Annotated in this window: 23 protein-coding genes; 20 read left to right on the plus strand and 3 right to left on the minus strand. The window is 41.4% G+C overall.

The window, feature by feature from the left end; all coding sequences use genetic code 11:
• Positions 1 to 32: 32 nt before the first annotated feature.
• The 15 genes from ACTF5Q_RS04435 to ACTF5Q_RS04505 all read left to right on the plus strand — a co-directional run bounded on the left by ACTF5Q_RS04435 (position 33) and on the right by ACTF5Q_RS04505 (position 18,112).
• Positions 33 to 1,520 carry a UDP-N-acetylmuramoyl-L-alanyl-D-glutamate--2,6-diaminopimelate ligase gene (locus ACTF5Q_RS04435; protein ID WP_438953468.1) on the plus strand — a complete coding sequence of 496 codons (1,488 nt, stop codon included), beginning with the start codon at positions 33 to 35 and terminating at the stop codon, positions 1,518 to 1,520.
• Complete coding sequence (locus ACTF5Q_RS04440) at positions 1,517 to 2,905, plus strand: UDP-N-acetylmuramoyl-tripeptide--D-alanyl-D-alanine ligase (protein WP_438953469.1); 1,389 nt, start codon at positions 1,517 to 1,519, stop codon at positions 2,903 to 2,905. Before ACTF5Q_RS04435 ends, ACTF5Q_RS04440 begins: the two co-directional genes overlap by 4 nt.
• Positions 2,906 to 2,937: 32 nt before the next feature.
• The gene (gene mraY / locus ACTF5Q_RS04445; protein ID WP_438953470.1) at positions 2,938 to 4,020 is read left to right on the plus strand and encodes a phospho-N-acetylmuramoyl-pentapeptide-transferase; all 1,083 of its coding nucleotides are present in this window, start codon (positions 2,938 to 2,940) and stop codon (positions 4,018 to 4,020) included.
• Positions 4,021 to 4,087: 67 nt separating this feature from the next.
• Complete coding sequence (murD, locus tag ACTF5Q_RS04450; RefSeq protein WP_438953471.1) at positions 4,088 to 5,509, plus strand: UDP-N-acetylmuramoyl-L-alanine--D-glutamate ligase; 1,422 nt, start codon at positions 4,088 to 4,090, stop codon at positions 5,507 to 5,509.
• A 127-nt stretch (positions 5,510 to 5,636) separates the two neighbouring features.
• Positions 5,637 to 6,797 (plus strand): peptidoglycan glycosyltransferase FtsW, encoded by a 1,161-nt coding sequence (locus tag ACTF5Q_RS04455; RefSeq protein WP_438953472.1) that lies wholly within the window; start codon positions 5,637 to 5,639, stop codon positions 6,795 to 6,797.
• A gap of 3 nt (positions 6,798 to 6,800) precedes the next feature.
• Entirely contained in the window at positions 6,801 to 7,934 is a 1,134-nt protein-coding gene (locus tag ACTF5Q_RS04460; protein WP_438953473.1) for a UDP-N-acetylglucosamine--N-acetylmuramyl-(pentapeptide) pyrophosphoryl-undecaprenol N-acetylglucosamine transferase, read from the plus strand.
• 2 nt (positions 7,935 to 7,936) lie between these two features.
• Positions 7,937 to 9,340 (plus strand): UDP-N-acetylmuramate--L-alanine ligase, encoded by a 1,404-nt coding sequence (gene murC / locus ACTF5Q_RS04465; RefSeq protein ID WP_438953474.1) that lies wholly within the window; start codon positions 7,937 to 7,939, stop codon positions 9,338 to 9,340.
• 1 nt (position 9,341) lies between these two features.
• The gene (gene murB, locus ACTF5Q_RS04470; protein ID WP_438953475.1) at positions 9,342 to 10,262 is read left to right on the plus strand and encodes a UDP-N-acetylmuramate dehydrogenase; all 921 of its coding nucleotides are present in this window, start codon (positions 9,342 to 9,344) and stop codon (positions 10,260 to 10,262) included.
• Positions 10,263 to 10,312: 50 nt separating this feature from the next.
• Complete coding sequence (locus ACTF5Q_RS04475) at positions 10,313 to 11,233, plus strand: D-alanine--D-alanine ligase (protein WP_438953476.1); 921 nt, start codon at positions 10,313 to 10,315, stop codon at positions 11,231 to 11,233.
• The gene (locus tag ACTF5Q_RS04480; RefSeq protein WP_438953477.1) at positions 11,221 to 12,093 is read left to right on the plus strand and encodes a cell division protein FtsQ/DivIB; all 873 of its coding nucleotides are present in this window, start codon (positions 11,221 to 11,223) and stop codon (positions 12,091 to 12,093) included. Before ACTF5Q_RS04475 ends, ACTF5Q_RS04480 begins: the two co-directional genes overlap by 13 nt.
• 2 nt (positions 12,094 to 12,095) lie before the next feature.
• Positions 12,096 to 13,433, plus strand: coding sequence for a cell division protein FtsA (gene ftsA, locus ACTF5Q_RS04485; RefSeq protein WP_438953478.1), 1,338 nt, complete (start codon positions 12,096 to 12,098; stop codon positions 13,431 to 13,433).
• 173 nt (positions 13,434 to 13,606) lie between these two features.
• A complete protein-coding gene (gene ftsZ / locus ACTF5Q_RS04490) occupies positions 13,607 to 15,214 on the plus strand; it encodes a cell division protein FtsZ (protein ID WP_438953479.1) in 1,608 nt (535 codons plus the stop codon).
• 115 nt (positions 15,215 to 15,329) lie between these two features.
• Positions 15,330 to 16,280 (plus strand): UDP-3-O-acyl-N-acetylglucosamine deacetylase, encoded by a 951-nt coding sequence (lpxC, locus tag ACTF5Q_RS04495; RefSeq protein WP_438953480.1) that lies wholly within the window; start codon positions 15,330 to 15,332, stop codon positions 16,278 to 16,280.
• A 188-nt stretch (positions 16,281 to 16,468) separates the two neighbouring features.
• Positions 16,469 to 17,266: a 3-deoxy-manno-octulosonate cytidylyltransferase gene (locus ACTF5Q_RS04500; RefSeq protein ID WP_438953481.1), complete on the plus strand. Its 798-nt coding sequence runs from the start codon at positions 16,469 to 16,471 to the stop codon at positions 17,264 to 17,266.
• Between the two features lie 69 nt (positions 17,267 to 17,335).
• Positions 17,336 to 18,112, plus strand: a complete 777-nt coding sequence (locus ACTF5Q_RS04505; protein WP_438953482.1) for a hypothetical protein — start codon at positions 17,336 to 17,338, stop codon at positions 18,110 to 18,112.
• On the opposite strand, the gene ACTF5Q_RS04510 is transcribed toward ACTF5Q_RS04505, so the two are convergent.
• From ACTF5Q_RS04510 to ccmI, 3 genes are read right to left on the minus strand one after another with little or no spacing between them, the layout of a single operon-like run.
• Entirely contained in the window at positions 18,109 to 18,339 is a 231-nt protein-coding gene (locus ACTF5Q_RS04510; protein ID WP_438953483.1) for a DUF1289 domain-containing protein, read from the minus strand. The two genes, ACTF5Q_RS04505 and ACTF5Q_RS04510, sit on opposite strands and share 4 nt — an antisense overlap.
• Positions 18,340 to 18,347: 8 nt before the next feature.
• Positions 18,348 to 18,824, minus strand: a complete 477-nt coding sequence (gene ruvX, locus ACTF5Q_RS04515) for a Holliday junction resolvase RuvX (protein WP_438953484.1) — start codon at positions 18,822 to 18,824, stop codon at positions 18,348 to 18,350.
• Complete coding sequence (gene ccmI, locus ACTF5Q_RS04520) at positions 18,824 to 20,038, minus strand: c-type cytochrome biogenesis protein CcmI (protein ID WP_438953485.1); 1,215 nt, start codon at positions 20,036 to 20,038, stop codon at positions 18,824 to 18,826. Before ccmI ends, ruvX begins: the two co-directional genes overlap by 1 nt.
• A gap of 178 nt (positions 20,039 to 20,216) precedes the next feature.
• On the opposite strand from ccmI, the gene ACTF5Q_RS04525 reads away from it, so the two are divergent.
• From ACTF5Q_RS04525 to ACTF5Q_RS04545, 5 genes are all read left to right on the plus strand, one after another.
• On the plus strand, positions 20,217 to 21,464 hold the full coding sequence (locus ACTF5Q_RS04525; RefSeq protein ID WP_438953486.1) for a sarcosine oxidase subunit beta family protein: 1,248 nt from the start codon (positions 20,217 to 20,219) through the stop codon (positions 21,462 to 21,464).
• A gap of 11 nt (positions 21,465 to 21,475) precedes the next feature.
• Positions 21,476 to 21,805, plus strand: coding sequence for a sarcosine oxidase subunit delta (locus ACTF5Q_RS04530; protein WP_154033728.1), 330 nt, complete (start codon positions 21,476 to 21,478; stop codon positions 21,803 to 21,805).
• Between the two features lie 61 nt (positions 21,806 to 21,866).
• Entirely contained in the window at positions 21,867 to 24,878 is a 3,012-nt protein-coding gene (locus ACTF5Q_RS04535) for a sarcosine oxidase subunit alpha family protein (protein ID WP_438953487.1), read from the plus strand.
• A gap of 67 nt (positions 24,879 to 24,945) precedes the next feature.
• On the plus strand, positions 24,946 to 25,434 hold the full coding sequence (locus tag ACTF5Q_RS04540; RefSeq protein ID WP_438953488.1) for a sarcosine oxidase subunit gamma: 489 nt from the start codon (positions 24,946 to 24,948) through the stop codon (positions 25,432 to 25,434).
• Positions 25,435 to 25,563: 129 nt separating this feature from the next.
• Positions 25,564 to 26,163 carry a superoxide dismutase gene (locus ACTF5Q_RS04545; RefSeq protein ID WP_438953489.1) on the plus strand — a complete coding sequence of 200 codons (600 nt, stop codon included), beginning with the start codon at positions 25,564 to 25,566 and terminating at the stop codon, positions 26,161 to 26,163.
• Positions 26,164 to 26,235 lie beyond the last annotated feature (72 nt).

The following is a 26,235-nucleotide window of genomic DNA, read 5'->3' on the forward strand; positions in this document are numbered from 1 at the left end:
TATTACAATCGAATTAAAAACATGTATTTTCTATGAAGTTGCAAAATAAAACATTGTCCGATTTAGGCCTTACCTCTCAAAGTGGTGAAAATCCAGCAATAACTGGCATAACTAATGATAGCAGAAAAGTGTGCGATGGCTTCTTGTTTGCAGCATTGCCTGGCGTAAATTCGCATGGAATTAATTTTGTGTCCTCGGCAATTCACGCTGGTGCTTCCGCTGTCCTAACTGATAAAATCGGATACTCTAATTATTTCAGTAATTCAAACACTTCAAATGTTGTTTTTGTTGTGGTTGAAAATCCAAGAGAAACACTGGCTCGCTGTGCTGCTCTTTGGTTTGAACAGCAGCCCGCTCAAATAGTGGCAGTTACTGGTACAAACGGTAAGACATCTGTGGCCAGTTTCTGCCAACAAATCTGGAGTAATTTAGATATTGAGGCAGTTAGTATTGGAACCAATGGAGTTCGTGGAGCGTGGACGCAGCCATTAAGGCATACAACCCCTGACGCATTGGAAATGCATCAATTGCTCTTCAATTTGAAAGCGAATGGAATAGATCATGTTGCACTAGAAGCTTCGAGCCATGGGCTTGATCAAAGCCGGCTAGATGGTGTTCAATTTTCGGGGGCTTGTTTCACCAATTTTTCTCAAGATCATTTGGATTACCATAAGTCTAAAGATGACTATTTTGAAGCTAAAGCATTATTGTTTAGACAACTCCTCACAAGCGATAAGACTGCAGTATTCAATGTAAATAACAACAGAATAAAATTATTGGCGGAAGAACTTAAAGCGCAGGGTAACTTAGTTGTCACTTTGGGCAAATCCAAAGGCTCAAATATAGAATTAGAAAGGCAAACTTTCGATAGTTCTGGTCAGGAAGTTTTCTTTAAATATGATGGAATTCTTTACCAAAAAAGATTAAATTTAATAGGTGGTTTTCAAGCTGAAAATGTCCTTATGGCAGCCGCATTGGTCATTTCCCTTGGTTCTGAGCCGCAAGATGTTTTCAATGTTCTTCACAATTTAATCACAGTTAGAGGTCGTATGGAACTTGCAGCCTCAAGAGCAAATGGAGCAAATGTATTTGTCGATTACGCCCATACTCCGGATGCAATCGAGACTGCAATTAAATCGCTAAGACCGCACGTTTTTGGAAGAATAATTGCTGTGATAGGTGCAGGTGGGGATCGTGATCAGTCCAAAAGGCCTCTCATGGGACTTGCCGCCTCTCAAAACGCAGATGTTGTAATCGTTACGGATGATAATCCTAGAAGCGAGGATCCAGCAAAAATTCGGCAAATGATTATCAAAGATCTTAGTCGTGATGCCATTCATGAATATGGCGATAGGGCAGAAGCAATTTTAAGAGCAGTTGATATGCTTGATGTGGGTGATGCTTTAATAATATGTGGAAAAGGACATGAAACTGGGCAAGTCATTGGTAATGATACTCTTCCATTTGATGATGCCGAACAGGCTTCAATATCTGTTGAAGCATTGGATGGAGCTTTATGATGTTGTGGTCCCAGAGTGACTTAGTTAAAGCTACTGCTGGTGACCTGAGCGGTGACTGGCGAAATGATGGCGTCGCAGGGGTTTCGATAGATAGTAGATCGATCAAATCAGATGAACTATTTGTGGCCGTTAAGGCAAAACGTGATGGTCACAATTTTATTAATGACGCTATAAGATTGGGGGCGAAAGGTGCTCTGGTTGATCATGTTCCTGCTGAAATTCCCTCAAACACTCCTTTGCTTTTGGTCCCATCTGTACAAGAAGCACTCGAAAACTTGGGCAAATATCAAAGAGAAAGAAGTCAAGCAAAATTGGTTGCTATAACTGGATCAGTTGGGAAGACCTCCTCAAAAAACATGCTCAAAACCATTCTAGAGGTTCAGGGTAAAACGCATGCTTCGCCCGCCAGTTTTAATAATTATCTTGGTGTTCCTTTGACGCTAGCGAACTTACCAATCGACGCAACTTATGCCGTAGTTGAAATTGGAATGAATAAACCTGGTGAAATTGAGCCATTGGCACGAATGACTGCTGCGGACGTAGTATTAATAACTGCAATTGGCAAAGCTCACTTGGAAGCTTTTGGAGATATAGCTGGAATTGCTCATGAGAAAGCCCAAATCGTGAAGGGCCTAAAAAGTACAGGGATTGCGGTATTAAATGCTGATACTCCCGGTTACGAAATTTTGAAAAAACAAACTATAAAAAATGGCAGCCAGTTTATTTCTTTTGGTGGAATAGACAGTAATCTTAGAGCTAAAAAAATGCAAAAACTTAACGGCAGAATTAAGGTCCAGTGCCAATTTAATGATAGAGATTTAGAGTTTATTGTTGGTTCATCTGGCTTCCATTTTGTGGAAAACTCTTTAGGTGTTCTACTTTGTGCTGACTGTCTTGGGGCTAACATTGAAAAGGCATCGCAAGATCTGGCTAAATGGGAGCCATCGAGTGGTCGGGGTTCTTTTGAAAAAATTTTCCTACCCTCCGGTAATATTTTTTTGATTGACGACGCTTTCAATGCAAACCCATCCTCGATGAAATCTGCTTTGCAGCTTTTGACTCAAAGAACTTTAAACTGCAGTCGAAGAGTAGCTTTTTTGGGTGACATGTTAGAGCTCGGTGAGAATGAAGTTATGCTTCATGAGGAAATAATATCCTGGCCAGAGTTAGCCGATGTCGATATTATTCATACTTTGGGACCTTTAATGTATCATTTACATAAAAAACTGCCTTCTAATATAAAAGGTTGCCATTATGAGAGCAAAAATGAGTTAATTGCTGACTTGGAAAATATACTACAAGCGGGTGATAAAGTTTTAGTTAAATCGTCAAAGAGTGTCGGGTTGTCGTCTATAGTGGACGCAATTCGCGCCATGAAGAAATAAATTAAGTCGAGATGTGCGAAAGGGATTTATAAATGTTGTATTGGCTTGCGGCTCTGTCAGATGGAGGAGATTTCTTTAATCTTTTCCGTTATATTACCTTTCGAGCTGGGGGAGCTTTTTTTACGGCTCTAATCTTTGGTTTTGTTTTTGGCCGGCCATTAATTAATGTGCTACGACGTAGACAGGGCAAGGGACAACCTATTCGTGACGATGGTCCTGAAGCGCATGCGGCAAAGTCAGGGACTCCTACAATGGGAGGCTTACTTGTTTTATCGGCATTGGTTTTTTCAACAGTTATGTGGGCCAGGCTTGATAATAATTATGTAATTATAGTCCTTTTTGTAACAATTTGTTTTGGTGGGATAGGGTTTATCGATGACTATCTTAAGGTAAGTCGCCAGAATCCGAAGGGTGTATCAAGTAAAATACGTTTGTTATCTGGTTTCTTGGTAGCCGCCGTTGCAGCATATTTTATTGCTACTAATCATCCAGACGCATTGCAAAATAGGTTGGCCCTCCCGATTTTTAAAAATTTGCTGGTTGATCTTGGATTTTTGTTTGTTCCCTTTGCAATGATTGTAATTGTTGGGTCGGCGAATGCCGTAAATTTGACTGATGGCTTGGACGGATTAGCCATAATGCCGGTGATGATTGCAGCCGGCGCTCTTGGGGTAATTGCGTATGCTGTGGGAAGAGTAGATTTTACAGAATATTTAGATGTTCATTATGTCAATGGTACGGGAGAAATTCTAATTCTTTGCTCTGGGATTTTTGGTGCCGGATTAGGTTTTCTCTGGTATAATGCACCACCAGCTGCCGTTTTTATGGGCGATACAGGGTCTTTGGCGCTCGGGGGCGCTCTCGGTGCAGTTGCCGTTGCTACGAAACATGAAATAGTTCTTGCGATTGTCGGGGGGCTTTTTGTCGTTGAGGCGCTCTCAGTAATTATACAAGTACTTTACTTCAAAATGACAGGTAAAAGAGTATTCTTGATGGCGCCAATCCATCATCATTTTGAGAAAAAAGGATGGGCGGAACCTCAAATAGTCATTCGTTTTTGGATAATTTCACTCATTCTTGCAATGGTGGGTTTGGCGACTTTGAAAGTAAGATAATGCGGATATAAAATATCAAGACATTTAGTAAGTGAGTTTATGATATGCGTAGTCAAAGGGGAAACCTGTGATAAAATTACAGGGATCTAGTAATGAAAATTTCGTAGTTTTAGGCCTTGGTCGGTCTGGGATGACATCTGCTCACGCTTTAAATGCGAGCGGTGCCAACGTGATTTGTTGGGATGATGACCCGAAAAAAAGAAGTTTAGCATCATCACAGGGTTTGAGAGTTATAGGCTCGGTTCCGGATTTTGATTGGGAAAGCATCGATCGCTTAATTATAAGTCCTGGGGTCCCACATCATTTTCCCGTACCGCATCCGATAGTATCGGCGGCGGTTTCTGCTGGCGTTTTGATTGATAATGATGTAGGACTTTTTTTCCAGTCTATTGCAACTATGAGCTGGGACAAGTTTTCAGTACGACCTAGAATAGTTGCGGTTACCGGTTCTAACGGAAAGTCCACTACAGCATCATTATTGCATCATATTTTTTCAGAGCTTGGATATAAATCACAGCTCGCTGGTAACATTGGGCGCGGCGTTTTGGATATTGATCCACCTGAAAATAATGAGTTAATCGTGCTCGAGCTATCGTCGTATCAAACTGAAGTTGCAAGAATTTTATCACCTGACCTTGCTATTTTTACAAACTTTAGTGCTGATCATCTTGAGCGCCATGGAGGCATTGGAGGTTATCTGGCTGCAAAGCGCCGATTATTTACTGAAGGCTGCCCAGATTACTCTATAATTGGAGTTGATGAATTGGCAGGACTTAATTTGGCTCAACAGCTTTCTGCAAGCATAGGTGATGAAAGTATCATTCGAGTTTCTGCTACAAAACAAATGAGAAGATTTGATTGGTCTATTTTTTTGGACGCTGGCTACTTGGTAGAACACCGAAAAGGAAAACAAATAAATTCAATTGACTTAAAGGTTTTTGATAATTTTGTTGGTCTTCATAGTTACCAGAATGCGGCCAGTGCATACGCTGCTTGTAGGGCGCTTGGGCTGTCACCTCGTAAAATTATCGAAGCAATGAAAGGATTTGATGGGCTCGCACACCGATCCCAAAAAATTGCCATGTTTAACGGCATTACGTTCATAAATGATAGCAAAGCTACCAACGTAGAGAGTGCCATGATGTCTTTGAATGCATATGAGAATATTCGTTGGATATGTGGTGGCCAGCAAAAAGATGGGGGCTTGTCCAAACTAAACTCAGTTACACAAAAAGTTAGGCGTGCTTATATTATCGGAGCTGAAGCAGAAAATATATCAAAGCAATTAACATGTGAAAATATCGTTTGTGGCGATATGCGACAGGCAGTTGAATGCGCTGTAAAAGACTCGGAGAGCGGCGATGTGGTTTTATTGGCTCCTGCAGCATCAAGTTTCGACCAATATGATAATTTTGAGCGCCGTGGTGAGGATTTTGCGGGGCAGGTAGAGAGAATTATTAACAACTTGCATGAAAAGACTGCTTACTAAATGTGACACTTTTGACATCCACTTGCCGATTTAAAGCAAACTAAGACTAGTATTTTTTATAAAAAATTTGTAATATAAATAATCAGATCCCAGTAAATGGGACAATAGGCAGAGCTAGGCAGGTAAAATGACGGAAATGGCATATGGTTCCGTTGGAACTGTAGAAGGAGAGGCAGTTCTTTCGCGCTGGTGGAGGACATTAGATAAGTCTGTTCTTACCGCCATCCTTATTCTTTTCAGTATTGGATTGTTATTAGGTCTTGCGTCGTCGCCGCCGTTAGCGGAAAAAAATGGGTTAGCACCGTTTCATTATGTGTATCGGCAGGCTATATTCGGTTCTCTTGCGCTGTTTGTAATGGTAGTGTTTTCCATGCTGCCATCCAAAGTCATTAGAAGACTCGGTGTAATTGGATTTTTATTATGTTTCGTAGCATTAGGTTTGCTACCTTTTTTTGGTACTGATTTTGGGAAGGGCGCCGTACGATGGTACGGTTTGGGTTTTGCATCAGTCCAGCCTTCCGAATTTTTAAAACCTGGCTTTATTGTGACTGTTGCCTGGCTAATTTCGGCGAACGGTCAAATTAATGGGCCACCCGGGCGTTTGTGGTCATTTATTATTACAATGCTCGTTGTGGCTTTGTTAATTATCCAACCAGACTTTGGGCAAGCATGCCTAATACTTTTCGGTTGGGGTATTATTTATTTTGTTGCAGGCGCTTCATTTATTTTGTTAGCAGCGTTAGCCTTGTTGGTTTTGGCTGCAGGATCAATGGCATATTCATATTCAGAGCACTTTGCGAAGCGGATAGATGGTTTTTTGTCGCCTGATATTGATCCGCGTACGCAACTTGGCTACGCAACTAACGCGATACAGGAAGGTGGTTTTTTTGGAGTGGGTGTTGGTGAAGGACAGGTTAAATGGTCTTTGCCTGATGCTCACACAGATTTTATAATTTCAGTCGCTGCCGAAGAGTATGGATTGCTTTTAGTTGTCTTGATTATACTTCTTTTTACCTGGATAGTGCTTGCTTCATTAATTAGACTTCTAAAGGAAAGAGATGCATTTAACCGTTTGGCTGGTTCTGGTCTGGTTGCAATGTTTGGAATTCAAGCCATTATAAACGTGGGCGTTGCTGTAAGATTGCTTCCTGCTAAGGGTATGACATTGCCATTTGTGAGTTATGGCGGCTCTTCAATAATTGCCATGGGTATTACTGTAGGTATGCTTTTGGCCTTAACGCGGGTAAGGCCTCAAAAAGATATAGGCGATATTTTTAATGGGCGTTAATTTATGAGTGCTCCCTTGTTGGTTTTAGCCGCTGGTGGAACGGGAGGCCATATGTTTCCGGCACAGGCACTTGCTGAGGAAATGGTATCAATCGGCTGGCGAGTAAAGCTGTCCACGGATAAGCGAGGCGCACGTTACGCCAAAAACTTTCCATCAGAAGTTGAGGTTTCGATTATTAAATCTGCAACCTTTTCAGGAGGCTCTTTTTTAGGAAAGATATTGGTTCCATTGGTTATATTTTATGGAGTGTTGCAGTCCTTGCTTTGGTTTAAAAATAACAAACCAAGCTGTGTGGTGGGTTTTGGTGGATATCCGAGCATTCCTGCCGTTTTGGCAGCTTTTATTTGGCGGATTCCAACAATCTTGCATGAGCAAAACGGCGTTTTAGGGAAGGTCAATAAACTTTTCTCTACAAGGGTGGATTTTGTGGCTTATGGTATAGCATCAGAACAGCTCAACCCTAGGAATGCCATATATGTTGGCAATCCCGTTAGAAATTCTGTTTTAAAATTTAGTGCATCTCCTTACATTCCTCCCGGCGATTATCCAATAAATTTATTGGTTATTGGAGGTAGTCAGGGTGCCAGAATTATGTCCGACATCGTACCTATTGCTTTATCAAAATTGTCAGAAAAGAATATAAAAAATATAAGAGTCGGTCATCAGGCTCGACCCGAAGATATAAATCGAGTGATTAAATTGTACACTGAAAACAACATCAAAGCAGAGGTTGCTAGCTTTTTTGATGATGCGCCTAGGCGAATTTCAGAAGCCCAACTAGTTATAAGTAGGTCAGGAGCGTCTTCTATTGCAGACATTGCTACAATTGGTCGCCCATCAATTCTGGTTCCTTTAAAATCTGCTATTAGAGATGAGCAGTCCGTGAATGCCTTAAGCATGACGAGCGTAAATTCAGCCATAAGTTTTGCAGAAGATGATTTCACTGTAGATAAGCTTGCAAATTGCATTACTAAGTTTTTATCTTCCCCAAAGAAAGCTGAGGCAATGGCTGCAGCGGCATTAAATAGGTCTTCTAAAAATTCTGTTAAAATGCTGTCTGATTTAATACTTAATCTGGCACAAGGAAAAAAAGAAGTATCGACACTTGCGGCCAAGCCATCAAAAAAGGGAACTTAGTAATGAATGTCTCTACAAAGTTTCCGGTAGAAATTGGACCAATACATTTTATTGGAATTGGTGGTATCGGCATGTCTGGTATTGCGGAAATTTTAATTAACCAAGGCTATTCTGTTCAAGGTTCGGATTTGAAGGAAACAGAAATTACTTCACGATTAGAGCGAATGGGTGCGTCAATAAAAATTGGCCATGATAAAAATAACCTCAAGAACGCGGCTGTTGTCGTGATTTCGTCTGCAATCAATAAGGAAAACCCTGAGTTGAACTATGCTCGTTCCGCAGGTTTGCCGGTCGTACGAAGAGCCGAAATGTTAGCAGAGCTAATGAGAATGAAATCAAACGTGGCGATAGCTGGCACACATGGTAAAACCACCACTACCACTTTGGTCGCTACTTTGTTAGACGAAGGTGATTTTGATCCCACAGTTATTAATGGAGGAATAATTCATGCGTACGGCTCTAATGCAAGGGCTGGAGATGGTGAGTGGATGGTTGTGGAGGCCGACGAAAGCGATGGAACCTTTACTAGGCTACCCGCAACCATAGCGGTTGTCACTAACATAGATCCTGAGCACTTGGAGCATTGGGGTAACTTCGAGTCATTAAGAAAAGGGTTTCTGGATTTTATTTCTAATATTCCTTTTTATGGATTAGCCATTTGCTGTAGCGACCATCCCGAAGTGCAAAAACTTATTGGCAAAATCTCTGATCGCCGAATAAAAACCTTTGGCCTAAATGCCCAATCTGACGTTCGGGCAATAAATATAAATTATAAAAATGGTCGAGCCTATTTTGATATTTGGTTCCAGCAGGAGAAGTTTACAATTAAGGACTGTGTTCTTCCTATGCCTGGCGACCATAATGTTTCAAATGCATTGGGCGCAGTTGCGGTCGCACACCATCTAGGTATTGAAAATGCTAAAATCCGTGAGGCTTTAGCGAAATTTAAGGGTGTTAATCGTAGGTTTACTAAGGTGGGTGAAGTCAACGGTGTCACTATAATTGATGACTATGGTCATCACCCAGTTGAGATATCCTCAGTATTAAGGGCTGCAAGGCAGATAAGTTCGGGACGAGTTATAGCCGTTCATCAGCCTCACAGGTATACCCGTCTTAATGCTCTATTCAAAGATTTTTGTTCCTGTTTTAATGACGCCGACATAGTTGCAATTGGGGATGTTTATTCCGCTGGAGAAAAGACAATACCAGGAGCAAGTAGAGATGATCTCGTAACTGGCTTGGTTAGTCACGGCCATCGTCATGCTGTTGCGGTTTCTAATTTACAAGACTTGTCACAACTGATCGCAAAAAATGCTAAATCTGGCGATATTGTGATATGTCTTGGGGCTGGTACTATAAGCTCTTGGGCCAATAGCCTTCCAAAATTATTAGATTCTGAGTGTTAGCATGCTAGTAAAATTTCCTAAAGCTCGTGGTAAATTTAATAAAAATCGGATGCTTTCTGAACTGACGTGGTTAAGAGTAGGTGGCCCGGCTGAATATTTTTTCCAACCCGCTGACCTGGAAGATTTGATGAGATTTATGTCAAATTTACCGGACAATATTTCATTTTTCCCATTAGGTGTTGGCTCCAATCTTCTTGTTCGGGATGGTGGTATAAAAGGTGTAGTCGTTAGGCTTGGTAGGGGATTTAATTCTGTTGAGGTGTCAAATGGCTTAGTGGTAGCAGGCGCCGCAGCTTTGGATGCTTTTGTTGCTCGAACAGCTGCTGATCATGGTTATGACCTAACATTCCTCCGCACTATTCCTGGCTCTATAGGCGGTGCCCTAAAAATGAATGCGGGGTGTTATGGAAGATATATTTCAGATTACTTTGTATCAGCAAATGCCGTGAACCGAAGTGGTGAACTTGTAAAGTTAGATAAGACTGATGTTTCTTTCTCCTATAGGAATACAGCTCTACCAGCTGATCTTGTCATAGTTAACGTCACATTTGCACCGCCTTATGGTGAGGTTGAGGTCTTGCATGAAAAAATGCGTATACAGAAACAAAAAAGAGATAATGAGCAGCCAACTAAGGATGTTACCGCAGGAAGTACGTTTCGTAATCCTTGTGGATTTTCGAGTTCAGGCCAGGGGAATGAAGATCATAAGCTCAAAGCTTGGAAAGTAATTGAGGATGCTGGGCTTAGAGGCTATCAAATGGGTGCGGCCAAAATGCATGAAAAGCACCCAAATTTTTTAACGAACACCGGTGGCGCCACAGCATTGGAACTTGAGGAATTGGGTGAGCTTGTAAGAAAAAAGGTTTTCAAAAATTCTGGAATTGATTTAAAGTGGGAAATTATTAGGGTCGGAGATCCTTAAAAAAGACGTCATGTAAAAGGCGCAAAGGCCTAAAAAGGGCAAGTGAGGCGATGGGCATTTCGAGCGGAAAAGGTCCCAGAGTTGCAGTACTAATGGGTGGCCATTCCTTGGAGAGGGAGGTTTCGCTCGTTTCTGGACAGGCATGTTCTGCAGCTTTAAGGGGCAAAGAGTTTCAGGTTATAGAGCTTGATGCTGGGCGCGATGTTGTTCAGCGCTTATCTGAATTAAGACCTGATGTTGTTTTTAATGCTCTGCATGGTCGATGGGGGGAGGACGGATCTATCCAAGGATTGCTGGAATGGTTGAGAATTCCCTATACTCATTCTGGAGTTATGGCGTCAGCACTTGCCATGGATAAACAGAGAAGTAAGCATATTTTCTCCAATTCTGGTTTACCAACGGCACCAGGTTTTATGATTGAAAAATCAGGTTTATTGACTTCGCATCCACTGGACAAGCCGTATGTGGTAAAACCAATTAATGAAGGATCTTCTATTGGCGTTTATTTTGTAAATCCAAAAGAAGATCCGCCACTTAAAGTTGCTTCTGACATGCCAAGTATTCTTATGGTAGAGGAATATATTCCAGGCAGAGAACTTACAGTAACTGTGATGGGTAAAAAAGCTTTAGCTGTTACGGATATAATCACACAAAATTGGTATGATTACGATGCCAAATACAAAAAAGGCGGATCCATTCACGAGGTGCCTGCCAAAATTCCAAAAATAATCCAAGAAAAATGCCTTGAATATGCTCTCAGTGCTCATGAATTGATCGGATGTCGAGGAATAAGTAGAGCGGATTTTCGTTGGGATGAAAGTTTGGGATTGGATGGAATAATTCTCCTGGAAATTAATACTCAACCTGGTATGACACCTACCTCTCTTGTCCCAGAACAAGCAAAGATCTGTGGGATTAATTTTAATGATCTATGCCACTGGCTCGTGGAGGACGCATCATGCGATCGTTGAAATATAAGCTGGGAAGAAAAATTGATCCCGCTCCTTCGATTGTCTCGTACCGCCTAATGCGATTATTGCTTTCGCCCCGATTACGGTTAATTCTCACTTTAGGGCTGCCATCGCTTTTTCTTTTTTGTGGTACCTTAGTTTTTTTTCTTAATACTAATATTCAGGAAAATATTGATGTATTAAAAAAAGACTTGAAACGTTTAATCGTTGAAAGACCTGAATTCATGATACAAGTAGCTGCGATCGATGGTGCTTCTGATGAGTTGGCAAACGAAATTAGAGAAATAATACCATTAGATTTTCCGGTGAGCTATTTTGATTTAGACATAAAATACCTCCACAAAGTTGTTAACGATATTCCGGCGGTTGCCTCCGCGTCTATAAAAATTACAGTAAGCGGTGTTCTTCAGATTGAAGTTTTGGAGCGCACGCCGGCTTTTATTTGGCGGAAGAATAATTTGATGTCTGTTCTTGATGTTAATGGTAATTTTATAAGATTAGCAAGCTCGCGGATTGATTATCCTGAACTTCCCTTGATCATAGGTGAAGCCGCAAATCTGGCAGTTTCAGAGGTATCGAGTTTGATGAAAGATAATCGAAAATTTTTGGATCAGGTGAGGGCTTTCATAAGAGTTGGGGAACGTCGGTGGGACCTTGTCTTAGACAACAATCTGCGAATTTTGCTCCCTCAAAGGGAGTTTTTAGCCGCATTTGATCGCATGATGTTAATGAATGACTCGGGCTCGTTATTTTCTGGCCATTTATCAACTATTGATCTGAGACTAATAGAACGGCCAACAGTGAGGGTGCGCGGAGTGTCCATGGACACTTTAATGTACAATAGCAGTGGGGATTTATAATAATGGCTGACTTATACGAGCTGCAGCGAGCAATGCGAGCAATGCGCCAATCAGCATTGCAACGTGGTGCATTGGCGATACTAGATTTAGGCAGTACAAAAATTGGGTGTTTAATTTTACGTTTTGATGGTCTGGATCCTAGTCTCGCCTCGGATCAAGTGGGATCTTTAGCCGGCCAGTCATCGTTTCAGGTTGTTGGATCTGCAATAACCCGCTCTCGTGGAATTGAATTTGGCGAAATATCCTCGATGCAAGAAGCAGAGAGGGCAATTCGGACGGTTCTACAATCTGCTCAGAAAATGGCTAATTTAAGAGTTGATCACTTGATTGCATGTTTTTCAGGCGGTGGTCCGCGCTCGTATGGATTAAACGGTGTTGTTAAAATTGAAAATCAAATTGTGCGAGACGAAGATATTGCACGAGTTCTGAGCTCATGCGATTTACCTGATATAGGTGATGGCAGAGAAATATTACATGCACAGCCTGTAAATTTCGCGTTAGATCACCGATCTGGGCTGGTAGACCCTAGGGGCCAAATCGGAAACAATTTGGACGTGGATTTACACATACTTACTGTGAGAGCTAAAACAATCAGGGATTTGGCTCATTGTGTAAAAAGGTGTGATTTAGAGTTGGCTGGGGTGGCGTCAGCGGCTTATGTTTCTGGCAGATCAACATTGGTAGAAGATGAGCAGGAGCTCGGAGCAGTTTGTATTGATTTTGGTGGCGGCTCCACAAGCTATTCTATTTTTCTGAAAAAGCATATGATTTTCGCAGGTTCGATAATGCTTGGGGGCAATCATGTGACCCGCGATATTTCGTTAGGTCTCCAGGTTCCTATGGCGGTTGCTGAAAAAATTAAGACTAAGAATGGGGGTTTGATAGCTACTGGTATTGATGATCGTGACTTAATCGAAGTTGGGGGCGAAACAACAGGTGATTGGGAGCATGATCGACGCACCGTAACCCGCAGTGAGCTTATAGGTATCATGAGGCCACGTATTGAAGAAATTTTAGAGGATGTTCGGGCTCAATTGGAAATAGCAGGTTTTTACGAGCTAAAAAGTCAAAAGTTTGTTTTAACTGGCGGAACAAGTCAGACTCCTGGCCTAGATACCCTTGCAAGTCGTATTCTTGGACAGCAAGTTCGCATTGGCAGACCACTTAGAATACATCGTTTACCTCAAGCTTATTCTGGATCAAGCTGTTCGGCCTTGGTTGGGCTAGCACTTTTTGCGGCGCATCCCCAAGATGAGTGGTGGGATTTTGAATTGCCAAACTCCAGTTATTCATCCCGAACTGTTCGGAAAGCTGTGCGTTGGCTACGCGAAAATTGGTAGGATCTATATATAGGTATCTTATCAAAATAACAGCCTTTTATAAATAGTGGATACTATATTATGTATAAATCTGTCATTTTTTAGTGACCTTTTATAAATTTTTAGTTATAAACGAGTCATATATTAATTTCGAAAAAATAAAATCCATTATTGGATAACGGGCGGACCTGACAATGACTTTAAATTTATCGATACCAGAGCAGAATGATCTGCGACCTAAAATTACTGTTTGCGGCGTTGGCGGTGCTGGGGGCAATGCCGTCAACAATATGATTGAAAAAAGTCTGGACGGAGTTGATTTTGTCACTGCAAATACTGATGCTCAGGCGCTTCAGCAGAGCCGTGCGAATAGCAAAATACAGCTTGGAGTTAAAGTAACCGAGGGTCTAGGGGCTGGCGCCAGAGCATCTGTGGGCGCAGCTGCCGCTGAAGAAAGCATTGAGCAGATTGTTGATCAACTTGCCGGTTCTCACATGTGCTTTATAACGGCCGGAATGGGTGGCGGTACCGGCACTGGGGCTGCCCCAATTATAGCCCAAGCTGCTAGAGAGTTAGGTGTGTTGACCGTTGGTGTTGTAACAAAGCCGTTCCAATTTGAGGGCGTTAAGCGCATGCGTCAGGCAGAGGAAGGTGTAGAAGCGCTTCAGAAAATGGTTGATACGCTAATTATAATTCCAAACCAAAATTTATTCAGGATTGCCACAGAAAAAACAACATTCACTGAAGCCTTCAGTATGGCAGATGACGTCTTGTATCAGGGTGTAAAAGGCGTGACGGATTTAATGGTTCGTCCCGGTTTAATAAATCTAGATTTTGCAGATGTGCGGGCAGTCATGGATGAGATGGGTAAAGCAATGATGGGCACTGGAGAAGCTGACGGTGAAGACCGAGCAATTCAGTCGGCCGAAAAGGCTATTGCAAATCCACTTCTTGACGAGATTAGCCTAAGAGGAGCAAAGGGTGTTCTCATTAATATCACAGGTGGTTATGATTTGACTCTTTTTGAATTAGATGAGGCTGCGAATAGGATTAGAGAAGAGGTTGATCCAGAGGCAAATATCATTGTTGGTTCAACTCTTGACCCAAATTTGGAAGGTGTTATGCGTGTATCAGTTGTCGCAACAGGCATAGACGCTGCTAGTAAACTTAATCCTATTTCTGATAGTATAAGAGAACGATCTTCGTACATGCCAAGGCGGGTCTCCTTTGTGGAAGAGAGTAAAAATATAAATGGATTGGTAGAGAAGGCTAATTCAGCCAAAATGGAGGATCATGAGAAAGAAGTATCTATGCCTTCAACAGAACCAGGTCTATTCAAGACACAAAATAAGTTAGCTGGAACTGAATTCGACCCTACTATAGCCGGTGAAGATACGTCCTTTAATCAGCAAGTTAATTCTGTTTATGCCTCGCAAAGTAATCAAAGTAGTAATGAGCAAACCAGTGCTGATAATTTGACCCCGCCGCCGCCGGGTACTCCGTCCAAAGAAACCATGGAGCGTCTTCGTGCTGCCGTATCAAAATCACCAAATAATCAGACCTTAACTTCGAAACCGATGGTTGCCACCAAGAACCTAGAGATTAAAGACAAACCGCGTTTTGGTATAGGCTCGCTAATTAATAGAATGGCAGGTACCGGTCAGGCAGAGCCTACGCAAAATGATATTCCAAAGGCTCATAAAGATAATGGCCAGAATAATTATAATGCCGAAAATGAAGAATTAGATTCTAACAAGGAAAAGATAGAAGTTCCCGCGTTTTTGAGACGCCAAGCAAACTAAGTGACCTATAATTTCAGGCAAAATGCGTTTTAAGAAGCAAATGACTTTGTAAACATGCTCTGTAACAATCAGTTACAAAGTTTGAGTTGTCTACTGTATTTTTGCGATATACGTTATGCATATTGTATCACTCAAAGGCAGTACGTTGCAAACAACTCTTGAAAGCTCAATAACATTTTCTGGAATAGGTTTGCACTCAGGAAGAGACGTAACACTTACCCTTAAGCCCGCACCTGAAAATCATGGAATTTTATTTGAACGGAGAGATATTCAAATCGGAAATCCGGTAGTGCGAGCGAGATGGGATTATGTGTCGGAAACCACACTTTGTACCAAATTAATGAATGAAGATGGTACTGCAATTTCAACTATAGAACATCTTATGGCGGCACTTGCCGGTTGCGGTGTCACAAATACGTTGATTGAGATTGATAGTGAGGAAGTTCCTATTTTAGATGGGAGTGCAGCCCCTTTCGTTAAGCAAATATTAGAGGTGGGTCTAAATACAATTAGTTCCTCGTCGAGAATTATAAGGATTACCCGTCCAGTGATTTTTGAAAATCAGTCTGGCTGGGCAAGTTTAACCCCATATGATCGTCCAGAAATGGAGTATTTTATTGATTTCGATGATTGTGTGATTGGCAAACAAAGTAAGATACTCAATATGTCTAACGGCTCATTTGTAAAAGAGCTTTGTAGCAGTAGGACCTTTTGCAGTAACAAAGATGTCGAGACAATGCGAGAGAACGGTCTGGCTTTGGGCGGAAATTTTACTAATGCAGTTGTTGTTGACGGTGATAAGGTTTTGTCACCGGGCGGTATGCGTTATCAAGATGAGGCAGTGCGTCATAAAATGCTTGATGCATTCGGTGATTTGGCTCTGGCCGGAGCCCCAATATTAGGTAAATACGAGGGTCATAAGGCTGGACACTTTATCACTAATTCACTACTTCGTAAGTTGTTTTCAAAGCCAGATAGTTACACTGTAGAAGATTGTAGTGAAGAAATTTTTAATGTTTTGCCAGGTTCCGGTGTAGATTTAACGGAATTTACAGCAGTAGCCTAATTCTGATTTCATCAATTAAAATTAACTAGTTTACAGATAGATGTTTGGTATGAATTTTGTAAAAACCAGTTCGCTGTGGAACTTCTCAAACTATGTTATTATAAAGTCGTTAACGTGGGATTTATAAACATATAAATACTGAATCTTGTTAATTAAAAGTCCCCAAGCCTTGTTGGAATGAATAACCTATGAAAACTGCAATTATTATACCTGCGCGTTATGCGTCCAGCAGATATCCAGGTAAGCCCTTGGTTAAGCTCAAGTTGCCAACTGGAGAAAAAAAGTCATTAATTGAGTTAACTTGGCGCGCCGCAGGCAAGGTTAAAAATGTTAATGATATTTTCATTGCGACTGACGATACTCGAATAGCTAATGCGGTCAGGGCATTTGGAGCGAAAGTTATTATGACGTCTTCACATTGCCGGAATGGCACAGAGCGATGCGCTGAAGCTGTTGAAAATGCTAGGTTAGATTCTGATCTAATAATAAATTTTCAGGGAGATGCTCCACTTACTCCTCCTTGGTTTGTAGAAAATCTTATCCACGCAATGGGTGAGGACGACAAATCTTCTATGGCAACACCAGTCGTAAGACTTGATCGCGTAACTTATGGTCATTTCCTGCAAGATCGAAAAAAAGGACTTGTCGGTGGGACCACTGCAGTATTTGGAGTTGATAAATATGCGCTGTATTTTTCCAAGGAGGTTATTCCCTTTGTAGATATGGAAAAACTAAGTGCTGAGTCTGATATTCCGGTATTCCATCATGTTGGAGTTTACGCATACCGACCAAATGCTTTGAGTTCTTACGTGGAATGGCCCATTGGGGAATTAGAGAGGTTCGAAGGACTAGAACAACTTAGGTTTCTTGAAAACAATCAGCTAGTGAAATGTGTATCAGTTTCAACGCGAGGCAGAGTTTTTTGGGAACTTAATAATCCTGACGATGTTGAACGGATAGAAAAAGTGATAGAGGGTTCGCTGTAGGAATAGTTTCTAATCTAACGGGTCGAAGTTTTTGGAATTTGTTATGAAGAATAATTATGAGTTAGATTTATGTTGTTTGGTAAAACAGGATACATAGAATTTGGATATGACAAGCAAATAGCAAAATGGGCTGAATGTGCAAAAAAAAAGGGTAATGGAATTCTTGCCGATCCAGCTCAATTGCAAAAGTGGCTCCAATGCGAGGGCACATGGTTTGTTGGAGTTGATGTCCTGCCTAATAACTCAAGAGGCGACTTCACAAATACCGAATTACCTAATGTTTTTAAGAGCTTTTTGGGTAAAATTAATCTAAAACCATATCATAAAGCTCAACTTTCTGTAATATTTCCTGGCTATCCAAAGCCGCGGAAAGGAGACAGTGAAGCCGCTTTTGAATATAGAAGGAAGAGAGATGCGGCTCACGTTGATGGGCTTCTACCAATTGGTGAAGAAAAAAGACGATATCTTGTCGAGCCCCACGGTGTAATTTTGGGCATTCCCTTAAATAATACGCATCCAGGTGCCAGCCCAATAGTTGTTTGGGAAGGATCGCATTTTATAATGCAAAAAGAGTTCTCAAAACTATTTTCTAATATAAATCCATCTGATTGGAAAGATGTCGATCTGACTGATACTTACAAAAAAGCTAGAAAGTACTGTTTTGAGAATTGTAACCGAATAACCATAACAGGCTCAGTTGGCACAGGATATGCCTTGCACCCTTTGTTGCTCCACGGGATTGCGTCTTGGGTCTATCCTATTAAGGGTCCGGAAAGTGAAAGCAGACAAGTCGCTTATTTTCGACCATTGTTACAAAATGTTCAAGATTGGCTTGCCATCAACTAATTTCCTAAACGCTTAGCTCTTCCGCCGCGTCTTACTTTTAATTTTAAAGCTCTATTGGGAAGTTCTTTTATTATTTCTTTTCGTTGTGCTGCGCTCATGTTTGACCAGCCCGAAATTTCATCAATTGTCCTAAAACAGCCAGCACATATATTTGCCTGCGTGTGTACGATGCAAATATTAACGCATGGAGAATCTATCTCGTTTCTTTTCCAAATATATTCGGTCATGTTGGCGTTTATTTTAAAGACTTATTATGCGACATCCTATCCAAGGCTCCTTGAAGGATATAAGATGCTGCGACATGATCGATTACTTCAGAGCGACGTTTTCTGGTTATATCCGCCTCAAGCAATGCTTTCTCTGCGGCTACAGTTGATAATCTTTCATCCCAAAATGTTATCGGGAAATCTTGGAATTTGTTTATGTTTCTGGCGAACGCCCGGGTAGACTGGCATCGTGCTCCCTCTGATCCGTCCATATTTTTGGGCAGTCCAAGAATAATTCCTGATAGATCTCTCTCTGATATTAGTGTGAACAAGGTGGTGACTTCTTCACTGAACTTGGTTCTTTTAATCGTCTTAATTGGTGTGGCAACAGTTTTAAGGCTATCTGAAATAGCAACTCCGATCGTTTTACTACCTAAATCTAAACCCATCAAGGCTTTGTCTTTAGATATCGATCCAGCAAAATCTAAAATATTTTCATAAATCATTATTTGAGGCCTATATTCATGGCTGCTGCACTTAGTTTCTCCAGAGCACTGGCGTCTCCTTTAAAAATATTTTTCGCCTCTTCCCATGCTGACTGGGCGTTTTGAAAGTCTCCAAGAACGCCATATGCATTTATTAACCTTGCCCATTCGTTAGGGCTTCCACCCTCAGTCGACAATCTCTCTGATAATCTGGAAACCATTCCTTTTATCATTTCTTGTCTTTCCTCGTCGTTCATCTGTGATGCATTTTCGATATCTTCCGCTGTTGGACCCGCAGTTGAATCAATGGGGGGTAATTCAAATTTTGTATCGCCCGCTAAGACTGCTAACCTCTCTATATCGTTTCTAATTAATGGTATCCATGGGGCGTCCAATTCGTCAGCCCTAAGTAGTTGTTTCCAAACTCTAAGTGCCAAGTCGGGACGGTCATTCTGTGCCAACATGAGGCCTATATAATATTTTGCCCCACCATTTTCAGGATTTATTTCTAGTGACGCTCGCAATGCTTTTTCAGCTTCTGGAGACACAACTCCTTCGACTTGGTTTATAAGTAAATCGGCATAATTAAAGTGGTCTAAATCCGACGCTTTATCTCCCAATAATTGTAGGAATTGCTGCTGAGCTTTTACAGCCTCATCAGTATTGCCAATCTTGGCTTCTATGCCTGTAAGTAATTTTAAACCTTCCAGATCGTTAGGGCGCTCGGAAACCTTTTGTCTTAGTTTTTTTACTAATTCCCCATAGTTGCCTTCTGGAGTTATCAGGCTTTTTTCAACGAGCCGAAGCTCTAACAATTGTTCTTGCGTGGCTCTTTTTGAAAGAAGTTCATTTGAATTTTTAATTCTTTGGCTCTGAGATAAATTTTCATAACCTGGAGCGCCAAATTTTTGATATAAAAAAGAACCTCCAGCTATAAAAATTAAAAGAAAAACTATACTAAAAAGCAGACCTGTTACTTTTGTTTCTTTTTCTAATGATCTTTCTTTTCTTTTATCTAATTCTAGAATACGCCTGCTAACCTCCGCCCGTATTCTTTCGGCTTCGTCCTTTGTAATTATACCTCTGGAGAGATCTCGCGCGACATTAATAAGTTGATCCTTATAAACTTCTAAATCTGAATTGGGTACTAGGTTAGGCGTATCTTGCGTTATGCTTAAATAAAAAAGTATAGAAATTAGTATGCATATTATTGATATTATTATCCAAAACGTCATAAAAAAGCCCATCGTAACTAATTTAAGAAATGTGTAACCTTTGAGGGTTTATTTAAAAAGCCCAAAAATAAATATTCATAATTCAATGGCGCAAAATTGTTTTAACGTGGCGCTCTGAAACGAAGCCTGATACCCTTTTTATTAAACTATTGCAGTACTGAAAATTGGAATTGGTTTTATGAAGAAATATTCAGCGTTTGCAGTTGCTCGTGAAGCATTACGCGATCATTTAGGGTGGGAGAGAGCCTGGAGTTCACCCGAACCTCAAAAGAAATATGATGTTATTATTATTGGTGCAGGTGGGCATGGGTTAGCTACTGCATATTACCTTGGCAAAAATTATGGCATTACAAATGTAGCTATTCTGGAGAAGGGCTGGCTAGGAGGCGGTAATACTGGCCGAAATACAACCATAATTCGATCTAATTATCTTCAAGATCCGTCAGCCGCGATATATGAAAAAGCTCGATCGCTTTATGAGAACTTGAGTCAAGACTTGAACTATAACATTATGTTTAGTCCTAGAGGTGTTATGATGTTGGCTCAAACGCAACATGAGATAAGAGGTTATGAGCGGACCGCTCATGCCAACGCTCTACAGGGGGTTTCAACAGAGTTTATAAGCCCGCAAAAGGTTAAGAAGCTTTGCCCAATTATAAATATAGATGGGCCTAGGTACCCAGTTCTAGGAGCGCTGTGGCAGCCTCGAGGAGGAACGGCGAGACATGACGCGGTTGCGTGGGGATATGCTCGAGCCTGCTCCGATATGGGTATGCATATTATCCAGCAGTGTGAGGTAACCGGTGTTAATACTATCGATGGTAAAGTTGTCGGAGTGGAGACAACAAAAGGTGCGATTGCTTGCAAGAAAATAGGTATTGTGGTCGCTGGACATTCTGGTGTTTTGGCCGATATGGCTGGGTTTCGTCTGCCAATAGAATCGGTTGCATTGCAAGCTTTAGTATCTGAGCCTATTAAGCCTTGCATGGATGTTGTCGTAATGGCAAATACCGTTCATGGCTATATGAGCCAATCTGATAAAGGCGAAATGGTAATCGGTGGTGGTGCCGATGGATATAATAATTATTCTCAAAGAGGGTCGTTTCATCATGTTGAAGAGACAGTACGCGCATTAGTTGAAACGTTTCCAATTATCTCGAGACTTAAGATGTTAAGGTGGTGGGGGGGTATTGTTGACATGACTGGTGACCGATCGCCTATCATCTCAAAAACGCCGGTCAAAAATATATTTATAAATTGTGGTTGGGGAACAGGAGGTTTCAAGGCAATACCTGGCTCAGGTTGGGCGATGGCAGAGCTTATTGCTACAGGTGAACCTGGCCCTTTAGCGGAAGATTTCAGGGTCACTCGCTTTCGCGAGGGTCAGTTTATTGATGAAAGTGTAGCAGCCGGTGTTGCGCATTAAAGAGGATTTGTATGCTTATTTTTGAGTGTCCATATTGTGGCGTACTCGCCGATGAAACGGACCTAGCCGCTGGTGGTGAGGCGCATTTAAAGAGATTTGGCCCGGGTTCCAGCGATGATGAATTTGAAGCTTATTTATTTAATCGTGAAAATCCAAAAGGTGTCCACTTCGAACGGTGGAGACATATAAATGGTTGTGGCAAGTGGTTTAATGCAGCCCGCTGTACCGTAACTATGGAAGTTTTTGGGACATATCCAGCACAAACATTAGAGCCACCGACAGAGATTACAAATAATATTTCGATAAAAAGACCCGGTTGGAAATGGAAAGAATTTTCATGAAAAGTTTTAATGTTAAAATAGACATAACCGATGTACTTCATAAGCTCCAGGGGGTCTGGTTGTGAGTAGGAGGTTTTCCAATAAAGGCAGATTAATTCAGGCTGATAAGCCAATTAAGTTTCATTTTAATGGAGTGCAATTCACCGGTTATCAGGGTGACACTCTTGCGTCTGCTTTGTTGGCCAATGGTAAATTATTGCTTGGGCGTTCATTTAAATATCATAGGCCGAGAGGGGTTGTTTCTTCCGGACCAGAGGAACCAAATTTTTTAGTAAATTTAGGGAAAGACCATTTTTTTGAACCCAATCAACGTGGTACTATGACGAATATTTTTGAAGGTCTGACCGCGACGTCTCAGAACCATTTCCCGGCGCTGGAATTTGATTTTGGTGAGATAAATAGTTGGCTAGCTCGATTTTTGCCCGCTGGTTTTTACTACAAGATGTTTATTCATCCACGTCCGTTTTGGAAGTATATATACGAGCCATTAATTAGAATGTCGGCCGGTCTAGGCCAAGCACCAAAGGAAAAAGACGGGAGCACCTATGAGCATTTTCACGCTTTCTACGATGTTGTGGTTGTTGGAGGTGGAATAGCGGGTCTTCAGACTGCTTTAGTTGCTGGTAGAAGTGGGATTAAAGTACTTCTAATCGAACAGCTCGCGAGCTGGGGTGGGCGCGCTCAGATTGATGAAGACGAAATAGATGATGCTCCTGTAAATAGTTGGGTCAATAAGGTTTTAGAAGAGTTGGCTTCCATGCCAAATGTGTCGCTGAGAACTCGTATGACTGGTGTGGGAGTTTATGATCATGGTTATTTTTTAGGGTACGAGCAGTTAAATGATCATAAAGCAAACAAGGATGGGCCGCGGCACAGATTATGGAAAATTCGATCTAAGCTAATTGTATGTTGCACTGGTGCAATTGAGCGTCCAGTTAGTTTCGCAGGTAATGATATTCCCGGAGTTCTACTGGCATCAGCAGTAAGGGATTATGCTATCAATTTTGGGGTATCTATTGGGCAAAAAACGGTTGTTATTACCAATAATGATGATGCATACAAAACCGCTATTTTTCTGAAAGAAAGTGGTTTGGAAGTCCCTGTTATACTGGATGCACGAGAACATGGGGGTGGTGAGGCAGCTGCTAGAGCGCGCGCAATTGGAATACGTGTCGAGAATGGCAAGGTGATTTCCAGGGTCATTGGCAGAAAAAGAGTTCTGGGCGTAAATGTGTGTTTAAGTTCTGGTGAAGGCGAAACTACAGAGAGAATAGGATGTGACGCGGTTGCGATGTCAGGTGGATGGTCACCAGTAGTTCACTTGTGGTCGCATTGTGGGGGCAAATTGGAGTGGAATGATGAAAGCTCAATGTTTTGTCCCGATAAGTCTCGGCCACCTACAAATGAAAATGGCGAAGGTTTTATGGAAACAGCTGGAGCTGCTTCTGGCAATACTCAACTCAATGAAATTGTAAAAGAAGCTACTGAATTAGGATTGTCCATTGGTAGAAAATTTGGAGGAAAACAAATTCGATCTAATGTGCCTAAGGTGAAGCCACACCTTGAGAATCCTGTTGAACCATTTTGGCTTACGCCCAGAAAAGCTAAAAGAAAGTTACGAAATAAAACGTTTTTAGACTTCCAAAATGATGTCAAAATAAGCGATGTCGAGCTGGCTGCTCGTGAGGGTTTTGAAAGTGTTGAGCACCTAAAAAGGTACACTACTCTTGGAATGGCTACAGATCAAGGAAAGCTATCAAATATCAATGGCTTAGCAGTATTAGCTAATGCTTTAGACAGTCCAATTAGTAAGGTTGGCACCACAACTTTTAGGCCTCCATACACTCCGGTTTCAATGGGTTCTATTGCTGGTTCTGCCCGTGACAGTGTCTTTCAGCCTGTACGAATGTCGCCAATTCATGGTTGGCATGTTGAGCACGATGCAGTTTTTGAACCAGTTGGTTTTTGGCGCCGACCTTATTGCTTTGCTAAAAAAGGTGAAACCACAGAACAGGCAGTGAATCGTGAAATCTTGCAAACGCGCTCTTCAGTTGGAATGCTTGATGCATCTACTCTTGGTAAACTGATAGTTTCTGGTCCTGATGCAGGAAAGTTTCTGGATTTAGTTTACACTAATATGATGTCAAATCTCACTATCGGGACATGTCGTTACGGCTTGATGTGTTCTGAAAATGGGTTCTTGATCGATGATGGTGTTGTAGCTCGAATAGATGAAAATACGTTTCTTTGCCATACTACCACTGGTGGGGCAGAACGGATCCATTCACACATGGAGGAATGGCTGCAGACAGAGTGGTGGGACTTACAGGTATTCGTACAAAATATTACTGAGCAATACGCCCAAATTGCTGTGGTAGGGCCCAATTCCCGAAAATTACTCAATAAATTAGGGGGGACAGACATTTCAAAAGAGGCGTTAGGTTTCATGGAATGGACCGATGCCTTGTTGGGCGGATTTCAAACACGTATTTTTAGAATTTCTTTTTCAGGAGAATTATCCTTCGAAATATCTGTTGAGGCGTCAGTCGGGCTCGATTTTTGGAATGCACTACTAGATGCGGGCTCTGACTATGGTGTAATGCCGTATGGAACAGAGGCACTGCATGTAATGAGAGCAGAGAAAGGTTTCATAATGATCGGTGATGAGACAGATGGGACGATAATTCCACAAGATCTCAATTTAAATTGGGCTATTTCGAAAAAGAAAAATGATTTTATTGGTAAGAGAGCCCATGAGAGGATATTTATGCGAAACCCAGATAGGTGGAAGCTTGTTGGGTTGGAGACATTAGATGGATCAGTACTTCCGGATGGCTCATATGCCGCAGGTGCTGGCCACAATTTAAATGGGCAGAAACATACTATAGGGAGAGTGACTTCTACATATTTCTCACCCACCCTTAATAGAGGCATTGCCATGGGGCTAGTTCAAAATGGACCAGATCGGGTTGGCGAAGTGATAAAATTTGAAAAAATTAGTGGCGAGATTGTGGAAGCAACTATCGTAGATCCTGTATTTTATGACAAAAGTGGCAGTAAGCAAAATGTTTAATCATTCTAAAATACAGATCAGTGATGAGACGAATTATCTCAAAGTCTTCCAACACAGGGATGTAGGGATGATTACTTTGCGCCTAGATCTTGAAAACCAACTACTGAAACGAAAATTGCGTCACGCTCTTGGAATAAGTATGCCATCGGTCAGACAGACAGAAGCAACCACCGATGCTTTGTTGGGTTGGATGTCACCGGATGAGTTGCTTTATTTTTGCATGAAATCGGAGGTTGTTAACCGATTAAATCGCGTAAAAGAGACCATGACGTCATATCATTCACTTTCACTGGACGTATCTGATGCAAGAGTAGTTTTTTCATTAGAGGGAGGTAAGGTCAGAGAAGTAATAGCTAAATTGGCACCAATTGATACAGCAATCAACAGTTTGGAATTGGGTGAGATTAGACGAACACGCCTTTCACAAGTCGCAGCTGCAATTTGGCTGACTGAGGAAAATAGAGCTACTATCATTTGTTTTCGGTCAGTAGAAAAATATCTTCGAGATTTGTTATTAATTTCCTGTAAAAAAGGCAGTGAAGTAGGCGTCTGGTAGACTATTTACAACTTGCAATATTTACTGGGATTTTTATAGCTTTACCATGTTTTGCTTATTTACTATTGAAGTTTTGTGAGTAAACCTACCATCCTGTAGAGCTCATATTTTGAATAAGAGGATTTTTGAATGGCGTTTGAATTACCTGATCTACCGTATGCTCACGATGCATTATCTGAGTTTGGTATGTCTAAAGAGACCCTAGAGTTTCACCATGATTTACACCACAAGGCGTATGTGGATAATGGTAACAAATTAATTGAAGGCACTGAATGGGCTAATAAATCTCTAGAAGAGATTATAGTTGGAACATATCAAGCTGGCTCCGTTGCTCAAAATGGCATTTTCAATAATGCTTCGCAGCATTGGAACCACGTTCAGTTTTGGGAAATGATGGGTCCTGGAGGAAATAATATGCCGTCGGAGCTATCGTCCGCTCTAAATGAAAATTTTGGTTCAGTCGATAAATTTAAGGAAGATTTTTGCGCAGCTGGTGCTGGACAATTTGGCGCAGGCTGGTGTTGGCTGGTAAAAGATAAAGACGGTTCGCTTAAAGTTACAAAAACCGAAAACGGTGTGAATCCACTATGCTTCGGTCAAACTGCATTATTAGGTTGCGACGTGTGGGAGCATTCTTACTACATTGATTTTCGTAATAAGAGACCGGCATATTTAACAAATTTTCTCGATAAACTTGTTAATTGGGAAAATGTTTTATCTAGAATGTAACAACTAAGGTTTTTAACAGACCCCATTGCAGTGGGGTCTGTGATTAAAAATATTAACAGCGCCATTTTATCC

The organism is Candidatus Salinivivens marinus, assembly GCF_965655845.1.
In the GTDB taxonomy this organism is placed as follows: domain Bacteria; phylum Pseudomonadota; class Alphaproteobacteria; order Rhodobacterales; family Rhodobacteraceae; genus Salinivivens; species Salinivivens marinus.